Origin of the sequence: Microcoleus sp. MON1_C5, assembly GCF_036701875.1 — a bacterium.
Classification (GTDB): Bacteria; Cyanobacteriota; Cyanobacteriia; order Cyanobacteriales; family Microcoleaceae; genus Microcoleus.
The window spans coordinates 57,042-66,472 of the sequence record NZ_JAUBRN010000042.1 but is presented as its reverse complement, the minus strand read 5'-3'; the positions used below and the strand labels follow the sequence as shown (position 1 = coordinate 66,472).

The following is a 9,431-nucleotide window of genomic DNA, read 5'->3' as shown; positions in this document are numbered from 1 at the left end:
GGAGCCGGATGAATCGAAAGTTTCACGTCCGGTTCTGAAGGAGAGGTAGGGGTAGAAATGCCCCTATCGACTCTAACCAATAGCAGTAATGAAACCATTACCGATCGAGCTGCGAGAAAAAGTAGTCAAAGCTTATGAACAGGGTAACACATCAATTAGAAAACTAGCTATCAGATTTGATGTCAGTAAATCTTTTGTTGAACGGCTACTAAAACGCAAGCAAACTACAGGAGATATCCAACCCCTCCGTCAGGGTGGAAGTCTCAAAAGTGAGTTAAATGGATACTCAGATGAACTGGTTGCTCTGGTAGAAAAATATCCGGATAGCACCTTGTCAGAATATTGTGAATACTGGGGTAGTATGTATGGGCAATGGATAAGTCCTAGTACCATGTGCCGAGAATTAAAAAGGCTGGGACTAACTCAAAAAAAAAGACGCTACTCAGTAGTCAAGCGGCGACAGACCGGGTGCAAAAATTAAGAGGAGAATATTGGGAAAAAGTGAAGAATATAGCTCCCGAGAACCTGGTTTTTCTGGATGAAATGGGGGTTTTACTAGGTTTAACTAGAAATTATGCTCGCTCACCTCACGGTACGAGAGTATCTGATTTAAAACCATTTTATCGGGGTGCAAAAATCACAGCAATTGGAGCTATTAGTATTAAAAAAGTGCTGGCATTAATGACGATAAATGACTCAATGGATGGCAAGGCATTTGAAGTGTTTATCGAAAAGTTGTTAGTCCCGGAACTTTGGGTGGGAGCGGTAGTAGTAATGGATAATCTACCAGCACATAAAATGGCTTCTATTGCACCCATGATTCAAGCAGTTGGTGCAAGTATTATTAACTTATCACCGTATTCTCCCGATTTTAATCCCATTGAATTATGGTGGTCGCAACTTAAGTCTTTTCTGCGTAAGTTTTCTCCAACTACCCCAAAAATGATTGATACATTAATTGCCGTCGCCCTCGATTTAATAAATCCTCAACATCTAAAAAACTGGTTTACTAAATGCTGCTACTGTCATCTATAAACTTGCAATCTGCTGTATCAATGTTGATTGGTTGCAAAGTGACAATGCAATTCTTACTGAATTAAAAGCCGTTCACAGTTCATTTATGAACACTTTTGGCGAAAGTGTCGGACGATTACTTATTGGGATGTTTTTAGGCGGTGGGAAAAGTAACCCTAAATTAAAAATAAATATTACGGGAGCTGCTGCGGTAGCAATTCAAGCTGAACAAGATACGGGAAACAATATCACGGAAGAAATTATTGACGAATTATCAAACCTGGCTAACGCTTTCATTAGGTATGCCCGAAATCTCGCATTTAAGATTGGATATATGAATTTACGAAAATTTGCACGAGAAAATATTCGGACGGGCATTAAATCGATTGATGAAAAAATTGCTAATTGGGGATTACAAGAGGGTCAATCATTTGTAATTAACCAAAAAATTGACGATAAAATCGAAAAAATTACCGAAACTAACGAGGACTTGGGAAATTTTCTCGAAGGATTTAAGGAAGGGGCGCTTGACGGATTCAATGAATTTGTTGTGACGACTTAGTTTTTACCTTCATTTTTTGGCATAGCCGCCCAAGCAAGGCGGCTACTTGTAAAAAAGCACTATAAGGCAAGCATATGGACACAGTAACGCGGACTTTTTCAGTTGACCTCGATTCATCTTACGTAGCAAATTCTGTGATTGAAATTGCTCATCTTAGAGACATGACTTTTGATGCCGACGAACGAGTCGGAGTTTATCTAGAGTCCTGGTTCTGCAATATGAACCTCAAAAGTTTTTTACCTGGCATTATCCCCGAATTTGATGGAGATGAGTCAGAACGTGAAAAAATGAGTTTATTTACTCAATCTGAAAATAAATCACAAAAATTAGGTTTAAGAATTTTAATTAGAAAAAATAATACTGGAACGTGGCGAAAACGTGCAGAAATAATATTAGTCAATCGAGAAAGAGAAGATTATTTTGATATTCTTAGACCATATTTAGCGCAAAATGCTGTAAAAATTTTAGAGAAAAACGATAGTATCGCTGTACAACTTATAGACTATGGAAATGGATTGTTAAAAGCCAATGATTTTATTGGAATTGAATTGGGGATAACTATTACAATTGAAAAAAAAAACAATACAGATATTTTTAATACTCGTTTAACAGCATTAGAGACGCTTTTACAACCTTTTGGGGCAGCCACCTCGACTACTGCTGGCACAAGTGGGTTGGTATCTGGTGCTGCTACTGGACAATCAGATTTTTTACTCCGAGGTGATCGCACTTGGCAAAATATTACTGAGCTTGTATCTTCAAGCAAAGACCAAATAGTAAACGGTCTTAAAGTCTTTTCGCAAATAACATCTTTCTTAAAAGAAGTAGTTTCGAGTGGTGTTGGAAGCTTATCGGGTTATTCGGCCCGAACGGCTGCAACCTTATTTTCTACGGGAGCCAATTCTTATTTATCGTTAAGTGCCAGTGCTGCCCCAAGTAATTGCAAGCTTGTAGACTTAGAATTAAGCAGCGCAGGTGTTGTAACCATGCGTCGATTAAATGATAGTTATAGCGCTGCTGCAAGTAACATATTCTTGACAGATACAGTCAACAACCTTCGATTTCCTGGCTATACTACGCTTGGCAATGATGTCGCGATAAGAACTAAAAGATTGATAGGAACAACGAGCGCAACACAAGGCGACGCGGTAGCGATAGCACATGGAATTGACGGAACAAAAGTTATAGCCTGTAACGTAATTGTTAACTACCTTACTAATGCTTATATCGGTCCAAATTATTTAGAGGCAGCGGGTTACGAGTTTTCTTGGTTCTTAAGTTCAACCGGGATAAGTATTAAAAATAAAGCTGGAAATTCTGCAAGCATATTGTCTAAACCTTTTACTGTTCTACTTATTTATTCTAATTAATTATGCCACCCAACTTGAGAAAAAGTGAACCTAATTTATCAAAACCCTCTGAGGGAGGGAGCTTTAATGCTGGTAAAAAAAGTACAGAATCAACAAACCCTTTGCAGGGTTTAAACACATCAGCAGAGCGCGAAATTGGCGCTGGTGGGGGAATTACAGTAAAAGGCAAATTAACTGTAGGGATTGACAACTTAATCGGTCAACAAGGATTAACAGTTGAAGCGGACGCAAATAATAAAACTCTTGAAGTAGGTGTTAATGTAGGCTCACCCAAAGGTAAATTAGGAGTGAATATTGGCGGAAAAGTCGGCTATGATGAACGAGGTAAAATTAGTATTCAAGGTGCTGCCGCAGCCATTAATATTGGCGGTTTTGGTGGTAGCGCTTCGATTGATGACGAAAAAGGAATTGGCGGAAGCATATCAATTGCTGGCGCAAAAGTGGAAGTAACAGCATCGCCAGACGGGGTAAAAAAACCTTATCCTTGTGTTATGGAGTCCCTGGCGGTGAATTATGTGTAATTTTTGAGCCTAGTTCAAACGCACAGGTAGCAACGACGCCTCCACCAGCAAATCCTACACCTTCTATTAATCGTAATCCTAATAATTTACCATTAGGATATACTTGTGCTGATGGAAGTAGTTACGAATTAATTTTTATTATAGGTAACAACTTAAGTAACCCTGATTTTGTCGATTTAGAAAATAAAACTTATCCATTTTTAGAAGGAATTAAAATTATTGCGGATGATTATGAATATGCGACTAAGTACGCAGATAGTGGTGGAACAGTATCAGGTGGAACCGTTGTTTACGATCCATTTAATCCAGAAATGGCTAACACGGCTTTTGGTGTTGGTAATTGGGTAGTAAATAAGTACAGTTATGCAACATATACAAGGTATCAACACTTTTCTACATGGTCAAAAAAAGGAGGTGGCACTTCCGGTTCATGGGTAGCCGAATTAAATTTTGAGTATGATTATGAGATGTACACTCGCAATATTCCGTTTTATATTGATAATCAGATAGGGCATCATGGAATTATTAATAATTTTAAAGTTTATCTTAGAAGACTAGATCCAGTCATTTGTCCTGTTGGCAGTCCTATCCCAAAAAACCCTTCGATTACGCCTCCACCTTCTGTTTTAGTTCCTGTTGTTTTGCCAAATACTCCACCCACTTTCAAGCCTATGAATAATTGTTGCGACAAAATAGAAGAAATTTACAAGTATCTTGGAATCGCGAAACTTAAAAAAAATAAATTCCCCGTTAGCAACGCTTTCCTTGTACCTGGGGGCAAAGGTAATGACAACTGTGTTGATTACTATGCAATCACACAAGCTTTATTTCGGATGCTTGCTAATGGGTTAATTATTAATCCTAAAAGTAAGCCACTAGGGTCTGAGTGGCAAAATGCTAATGCTACAGCGTGGGCATCCGCTATGTACGAAATGATGGCGGAAACCATGTCAGACGGCAATAGTACGCAGCGCTTTGAGATAGCAGCTATGATGCAAATGGTTCAAATGATGGCTGCCGTTGCTGAAAATGGTAGAAAAATTGAATTTGTCGCAGACGCGATCGGGTTTGAACCAGTACCCGTACCAGAAGAACTTCCTGTTTGTTTTACTATTTTTGAAGGTCATAAAGGTTTTGGAAAAAAAGAACCTAAAAAAATTAACGTGTCAGGTTTAAAAACAGATACACAAGTAGAAAATGCTAGGCAATATGTTACAACCAAGTGTCATCCCTATTGTCAAATGGCAATTTAAACCAGGTCAAATATCTATAAATGAGGTGTTAAGAAATGGTCAAAGCTAGCGGTGGTAGAAGTACGTCAAGTGGCAAAGGTTCTAGTAGTGGTACTACCCCCAAAAGAACTACAGAACAAGGAAGGGAAGCAGCAGCCAAAGGCGCAATTCGAGAGGAGTTTTAAAAAAAAAAAGATGAACTTTTTAAAATTAAATCATTGGATATTTTTCTAGTCAAAGACGCGATGGGTATCAATCCCAAGAAAAGCGACATGAAGCCAGAATTAAGAGACATGGTTAAACGCCTCAAAGAGAAGAAGTCAATGGGTGTTTAGATGTGCCTTTTTACAAGTAGCCGCCTTGGTTGGGCGGCTACGCCAGAAAATGAAGGTAAACAGACTAGCACCGAAAATTAAAAGTATAAATTACTACCTTGATTTTTACTTCTACCGTGTAAGCCGTAGTTTTTACCGCGTTAAGACAAAGTGAGCGTGTTATGATTGATACGTCATCACAGTACGTAAGGACAGTTAAAATGAACGTTTGGAGCTTGATTATCGAGGCTTTTAAGATGTTGGTACAACGGGACGCTATTCTTTCAGAACGTATCGCAAAATTAGAAGAGGAAAACGGGTTTGACGTAACAGATGAAAGTGTCACTCAGTCCCAATTACAAGAGTTGGTAGCGCGGATGTCAGAGCAACCTACACCTCCGGCTGTAGAATAAGATTATCCTGTCAATTGGCTTGATTCGAGGTTCTTTTAGGGTTTACCCGGTGTAACAACCGGGTTTTTTAGTGGCTGTTTACGGCATTTCTCCAAGTAGCCGCCTTGGTTGGGCGGCTACGCCAAAAAATGCAGGCAAAGACTAACTAGCACTCCCTTATTTCCTTCACATCATGCACACAACGTGAATGAAAATCTCCTATTCCCGGGCCGGGCGATCGCCAATAAAAAACCGCCCCTTAAAAAGGGCGGTCAACGGGTAAATTATGAGAGTTAAACTTGAATCAATTTGATACTTTTATCAACTCCTAAATAATGTCCTAGAATCACTTCTACACTGTTGCCACAAGCATGAGCTAACAGCATTAATGCAGAAGTATTCTCTTTGTTGGCGTGTGCTGTGAGGGTAATGTAAGTATGACGGGCATGATACGGAGGTAAATATCCAGAAATTTGCCCTTCGTCTGCTAAGCGCTTAACTACGCCAGAATAGTGATACTTTCTTCCTCCTATTTCTCCTGTACTGTAACCTAGCCACGCTTGACCGTGAAGCCCACTGTTAAATGACTTACCATTTTTATTTTGAAACACTAAGTCAACAGAGTGAAAATTGTCTGGCTTAATGCGGTTCAAAAGGTCTGTTAGTTGGGGATAGAGTTGGAACATTCTAATTGTTTTAGTTTTAGTGCATTGCGTTGTCTTTGTTGACGCTGCATAACTTTTACTAAAACGAATAATTCCACGCTCAAACATGACATCTTGCCACCTTAATGCAAATGCCTCACCTGGACGGCATCCTGTTAAAAACAAGAATTCAATTAATGGTGCAATTTGACGTTCATAATCTTTGTCAGACTCGTAAAACGCTGTAATGATGATGTCACGTTCTTCTTTAGTGAAAGCACGTCTATCCTTTTCAAGGTCATCATCATTGGCATCTTGAACCTGCCACCATTCAATCACTAATCCATCATCAGTGATTTTTGATTTGTATTTATCTCTGGTGTCGGGTTTGGCTTTCTTCCACAATTCAAAAAATGGGTTAACAGATGGAAGGTTGTACTTGTTAAGTTGTGTAGCACGAATAAATGCCTCGTTAAGAGCGAGTAATAAACTGTGTTTATTCGTGTCACACAAAGGAATGAGTAGAATCTTTTCAGCAATATTATTTGATATTGCTGCTGTCCATATATCGTTCTCCGTGTCGATATATTTTCGATTCTTTTTATTCCAAACAAGTCCTTTCAAAGCATTTGTGTATACCCTTTCAAATTTTGTTTGGAATGTACTTGGCTCTAATTGGCTTTGTTTCCATTCCAGATAATCTTCCCACATCTCCCCAACAGTAATTTCGGGTTCTGGCTGCTTGGCTCCCGGTAATTGGAGCACGTCTGCTAACTTGGCATATTTACCGTCACCCAGTCCGTACTTAGCAAGGGTTCTGTCGAATAACTTTTCCCACTCTGGGTGGTCAAGGTCGGCTTCGATTGCGATCGCAATTTGCGCCGCTCGCTTCCAGTCCTCGGGGTTGTCAGCCCGGAAACCTTGCTTGGTCAGATAGATGTACTTGGGCTTACCCTTCAGTGATTTACCATCTAACATCTCCCACAGTGGGGTGTGACGCTTCGGAAACCCGAGTCGCAACGAATTACCGTCGGCGGATACCTTCACATCACAAGTTGATTGAGGACGTTTGTCGGCTCTCATTGGTTGTTTCTCCTGAAACTATTGGTTTGTCAAGGTTCTGGTTTTCTAGACGGTTTCTAGATTTTTGCTCTAGTCTGTATCTTTCGATGTAGCCGCCTTGGTTGGGCGGCTACATTTCAAAACACTATAACACGATTGTTAGTGATTTATAAGTTACTTTCAGACGTTTTTTAATGTAATAGTCATCGCAAGAATTGCCTGTTTTGAACAGGCAAGATGCCTGTTCCACAATAATTAATTATGGGAGATGTCTAATTTAAAATGCAGACTCAGAAGTCTATCTACCCTAATTGGGTCATTGCTTGGGGCCCCGCAGCCCGATCGCACCCTGCAACTTGGGAAACTTCCGGTTTTGCCATAATCGGAGCTGAACCCACCTTCAGCCCGAATCAGCGATTTGTGCTGGTAGGTGACTGCTGCTTCGATCGCACCCCCACGCTCAAACAACAGATTGACACAGATGGATTGACCGATTTGGCGATCGTCGCGTGGCTGTGGGAGCAGTACGGTACTAAAACACTGAGCTTGCTGTCAGGACAATTTGCCCTTGCCGTGTGGGATAGAGACGAGCAAACCTTGTGTCTGGGGCGCGATCGCGTGGGAGCCAAAACGCTTTATTACACCCGTGCAGGAACTACTCGCTGGATCGCGCCTCGACTGCGATCGCTCAATCCGTATCACGATCGAGAACTTGATTTAGTTGCTTTGCGCGACTACTTGTGCTGTGCGTTTGTACCCGGAGCACAAACGCTGTGGGAAGCGGTGCGAGAGTTGCGACCCGGTAGCTACTTGTACTTACCGGATGTTGAGGCGCAGAGATACTGGCAGCCACAGGAGCAAATTACTAACGCCGATCGCCCTTTGGAATGGCACAGCCAACAAGTGCGATCGCTTTTGGAACAACTGGTGCAGGAAGCGCTACCAGCGGGAGAACCAGTCGCAGCATATCTTTCGGGCGGGATTGACTCAAGTTGCGTCACGGCGATCGCCACAAGGCTGCACGATCGTCCGGTACACACTTTCTCGATGCACTTTGGCGCTCAATATCCCAGCGAGATTGAATTTGCCAACATCGTTGCAGCGCATTGTGCCACTGAGCACCACGTTTTGGAAGTTTCGCCGCAGCAAATTTGGGAGTTGCTACCGGAAACGCTGGCGGCGATGGACGATCCGGTGGGGGAAGGCTTGACGGTGCCAAATTTGCTGCTGGGGCGATCGGCAAAGCAATTCGCAGACGTGGTACTGAATGGCGAAGGCGGCGATCCGTGCTTTGGCGGGCCGAAAAATAAGCCGATGCTGCTGAATAGTTTGTATGGTTCGATTCAGGTTAAAGCCGATCCGATCGCAGCTTACTTGACTTCGTTTCAAAAATGTTATGTGGATTTGCCGCGTTTGCTGAAGCCGGAGGTTTGGGAAAAGGTGAAGAATGCGCCTTCCGTCTTTGCTGAGGAATTGCAACAGACAGAAACGACGTTTTTGAATCGGCTGATGCGGCTCAACATTGAGTTTAAAGGAGCCGATTACATTTTGACCAAGGTAAATAATCTCACGGCTGCGGCGGGACTAAAAGCTCGATCGCCTTTGTTTGATTCGCGGATGGTGGCACTAAGTTTGCAAATTCCGCCAGAATATAAGCTTTCGGGCGCGCAGGAAAAAGCGGTTCTCAAAGCTGCTGTGGCGGATTTGCTGCCCGATGTCATTGTCAACCGTCCGAAAAGCGGGATGGTGATGTCGATGCAGCAGTGGTTTTTGAGGGATTGGCAGCGGCAAGCGCGATCGTTGCTGCTGAATCGTCATGCGGCGATCGCGCCTTACCTCGATCGAACACTAATCCGCGAGTGGCTAAACTATCGTGGGGAAGTTTTTCCCCGCTATGGGCTGAAGCTGTGGCTGCTGGTGACGCTGGAAATTTGGTTACAAGTGAATCGCCGTTAGTTATCCAAAATTAGGACACGGCGCCGTGCCTTTCGTCGTGTCAACTTCAGCAATTGACGCCCAAATTTGTCGATCGACAGCGGCATTTTTCCTATGCGGTTTTCGCTCTTGTTTATAGAACCGATTTGACATTTTTTAGGCTGCCAGCCTTTTAATCATCAGCGTAATAATATGAATTCCGGTTGTATTGGAATGATGAAACCGCAGAGGGCGCAGAGGATACAGAGAAACGGAAGAGACAGATCAATCATTCCGATGCCAACGGATTTGATATAAAACCAAGATTCACCTTGGTCGTTGAATTAGCCAGAACTCTCTCAAAATTATTAACCAGGATTTTGCACCTTTCTGTCCAAGAATTTCA

At 42.1% G+C, this 9,431-nt stretch carries 10 protein-coding genes; 9 read left to right on the top strand and 1 reads right to left on the bottom strand.

Annotation, left to right across the window (positions count from 1 at the left end; translation table 11 throughout):
• Positions 1–88 precede the first annotated feature (88 nt).
• The 8 genes from QUA71_RS19710 (at position 89) to QUA71_RS19675 (ending at position 5,426) form a co-directional block, all read left to right on the top strand.
• Positions 89–481 carry a transposase gene (locus QUA71_RS19710; RefSeq protein WP_333287539.1) on the top strand — a complete coding sequence of 131 codons (393 nt, stop codon included), beginning with the start codon at positions 89–91 and terminating at the stop codon, positions 479–481.
• Entirely contained in the window at positions 469–1,035 is a 567-nt protein-coding gene (locus tag QUA71_RS19705; protein WP_333287537.1) for a transposase, read from the top strand. Before QUA71_RS19710 ends, QUA71_RS19705 begins: the two co-directional genes overlap by 13 nt.
• Before the next feature lie 31 nt (positions 1,036–1,066).
• A complete protein-coding gene (locus tag QUA71_RS19700) occupies positions 1,067–1,576 on the top strand; it encodes a hypothetical protein (RefSeq protein ID WP_333287535.1) in 510 nt (169 codons plus the stop codon).
• A gap of 134 nt (positions 1,577–1,710) precedes the next feature.
• Entirely contained in the window at positions 1,711–2,946 is a 1,236-nt protein-coding gene (locus tag QUA71_RS19695) for a hypothetical protein (RefSeq protein WP_333287533.1), read from the top strand.
• A 2-nt stretch (positions 2,947–2,948) separates the two neighbouring features.
• The gene (locus QUA71_RS19690) at positions 2,949–3,467 is read left to right on the top strand and encodes a hypothetical protein (protein ID WP_333287531.1); all 519 of its coding nucleotides are present in this window, start codon (positions 2,949–2,951) and stop codon (positions 3,465–3,467) included.
• The gene (locus QUA71_RS19685) at positions 3,431–4,720 is read left to right on the top strand and encodes a hypothetical protein (RefSeq protein WP_333287530.1); all 1,290 of its coding nucleotides are present in this window, start codon (positions 3,431–3,433) and stop codon (positions 4,718–4,720) included. Before QUA71_RS19690 ends, QUA71_RS19685 begins: the two co-directional genes overlap by 37 nt.
• Before the next feature lie 35 nt (positions 4,721–4,755).
• Positions 4,756–4,884: a hypothetical protein gene (locus QUA71_RS19680; RefSeq protein WP_333287528.1), complete on the top strand. Its 129-nt coding sequence runs from the start codon at positions 4,756–4,758 to the stop codon at positions 4,882–4,884.
• A 350-nt stretch (positions 4,885–5,234) separates the two neighbouring features.
• Positions 5,235–5,426 (top strand): hypothetical protein, encoded by a 192-nt coding sequence (locus QUA71_RS19675; protein ID WP_333287526.1) that lies wholly within the window; start codon positions 5,235–5,237, stop codon positions 5,424–5,426.
• Positions 5,427–5,698: 272 nt separating this feature from the next.
• Here the strand turns inward: QUA71_RS19675 and QUA71_RS19670 are convergent, their stop codons facing one another.
• Positions 5,699–7,132, bottom strand: coding sequence for a site-specific integrase (locus QUA71_RS19670; protein ID WP_333287524.1), 1,434 nt, complete (start codon positions 7,130–7,132; stop codon positions 5,699–5,701).
• Between the two features lie 261 nt (positions 7,133–7,393).
• Between QUA71_RS19670 and QUA71_RS19665 the strand changes: the two genes are divergently transcribed.
• Positions 7,394–9,067 (top strand): asparagine synthase-related protein, encoded by a 1,674-nt coding sequence (locus QUA71_RS19665; protein ID WP_333287522.1) that lies wholly within the window; start codon positions 7,394–7,396, stop codon positions 9,065–9,067.
• Positions 9,068–9,431 lie beyond the last annotated feature (364 nt).